This window comes from Kitasatospora sp. NPDC092286 (assembly GCF_044755565.1).
Classification (GTDB): domain Bacteria; phylum Actinomycetota; class Actinomycetes; order Streptomycetales; family Streptomycetaceae; genus Kitasatospora.
Genome location: NZ_JBIVRD010000124.1, coordinates 1 through 1,524 on the forward strand (window position 1 = coordinate 1; position 1,524 = coordinate 1,524).

At 67.3% G+C, this 1,524-nt stretch carries 2 protein-coding genes; both read right to left on the reverse strand.

All coding sequences use genetic code 11. From position 1 onward, the window contains the following. Positions 1-144: 144 nt before the first annotated feature. Complete coding sequence (locus ACIQIB_RS39455) at positions 145-354, reverse strand: DUF397 domain-containing protein (protein WP_363613938.1); 210 nt, start codon at positions 352-354, stop codon at positions 145-147. Between the two features lie 138 nt (positions 355-492). After that, a complete protein-coding gene (locus tag ACIQIB_RS39460) occupies positions 493-1,329 on the reverse strand; it encodes a TrmH family RNA methyltransferase (RefSeq protein WP_363613936.1) in 837 nt (278 codons plus the stop codon). Positions 1,330-1,524 lie beyond the last annotated feature (195 nt).

Sequence of the window (1,524 nt, forward strand, 5' to 3'; positions counted from 1 at the left end):
GGACGGATACGGCCGCGCGAACTTCGACCTCCTCCGCACCCGCATCCTGTGCCGGACCTGACCGGCTCGATCACAAGATCAGCGACAGAGCCGAATTACGTGACCGTCCACACCCGGTCCGGGTCCGCCACCGTATGCCGTCGATCAGACGGTCCCGAACTCCCCGGCCTTGACGCCTGCGACGAACGCGGCGAACGTGGCGGTGCGGAAGACCAGGGCAGGGCCCTCGGGGTTCTTGGAGTCACGGACAGGGACGAGCCCGGGATAGTCGAAAGCCACCTCGACGCACTGCCCCTCTTGGGCACTGTGTGAACTCTTGCGCCAACGAGCGCCGAACAGGTCCAGGTCGGCCATGGGTGCTGCTCCTCCCGTGCCTTGCGAGTAGAGACCCCACCACACCGGAGAGGTGGTGGGGTCATCACGTGATCGCCGCAAAGCACCTGGAGGTATACCGCCGTGCCGCCGCAGGCGGCACCTGGACCTGACCTGCGATCAGCGAGGACGCTTCCCGGCGGCGATCCGTTGCCGGGAAGCGTCGTACAGGATCGCGGTCGTGGCGTTCGCCGCGTTCAGCGAACTGGCCGCCCCCGTCATCGGGATGCTCACCGTGTAGTCGCACAGCTCCCGCCACTGGCCGGCCAGCCCGGTCGTCTCGTTTCCGACCAGCAGCAGCACCGGCTGGGTGAGGTCGAAGTCGTAGACGTCCGCGTCGCCCTTCTCGTCCGTGCCCACCAGGACCAGTGGGTGACCGGCGGTGCGCTGCTGCTCCACCCAGGCCATCACCTCGGTCGGCCCCGGCACCCGGACGGACGGCAGCGAGAACAGGCTGCCCGTGGTCGCCCGCACGGCCTTCGGGTCGTAGACATCGGCAGCGTGGCCCGAAACGATCATCCCGTGTGCGCCGAAGGCATCCGCAGACCGGATGATGCTCCCGATGTTGCCCGGCGTGGTCGGCCGGTCGAACAGGACACCGAGGAAGTCCGGCCCGACCTCGATCCGGCCCAGGTCGTCCGTCGGCATGCCGACCACCGCGATCACCTCGGGCGCGCCCTCGGTCTTCTCGCCCAGCTCCGCAAGCAGCTCCGGCGCCATCACGATCCGCTCGGCCCGGGTCGTTCGCAGCAGCTCCTGCGCCCAGCCCGACAGCTTCCGCCGGTCGTCGTAGAGCAGCGCGTTGATCGGCCAGCCGTACTCCACGGCCAGCGAAATCGGCCGAACCCCCTGGACCAGGAATTCACGGAGCTGGCTCCGCTTCTTCCGGTTGGTGAGCAGAGCCTCCCACTGCTGAAACCGGGCGTTGCGGGAGGTGATCCGCTGAACCGCTGGCACCTGTCCTCCAAGGGTGAGCCGGCTACTTCGATGCGTTCCGACCACGGCGGAGTCCGCACCAGCGAAGCTAGAAACCCTACACCGGCACAACCTGTTGACACTAACTGATCGTTTCAGAATGAGGTTCGGAGCTTTCGCAGGCAGATGATGCTGCAGGCGAGTTGGAGCAGGCCGAGGTGGAGGTCGGCGCGTATC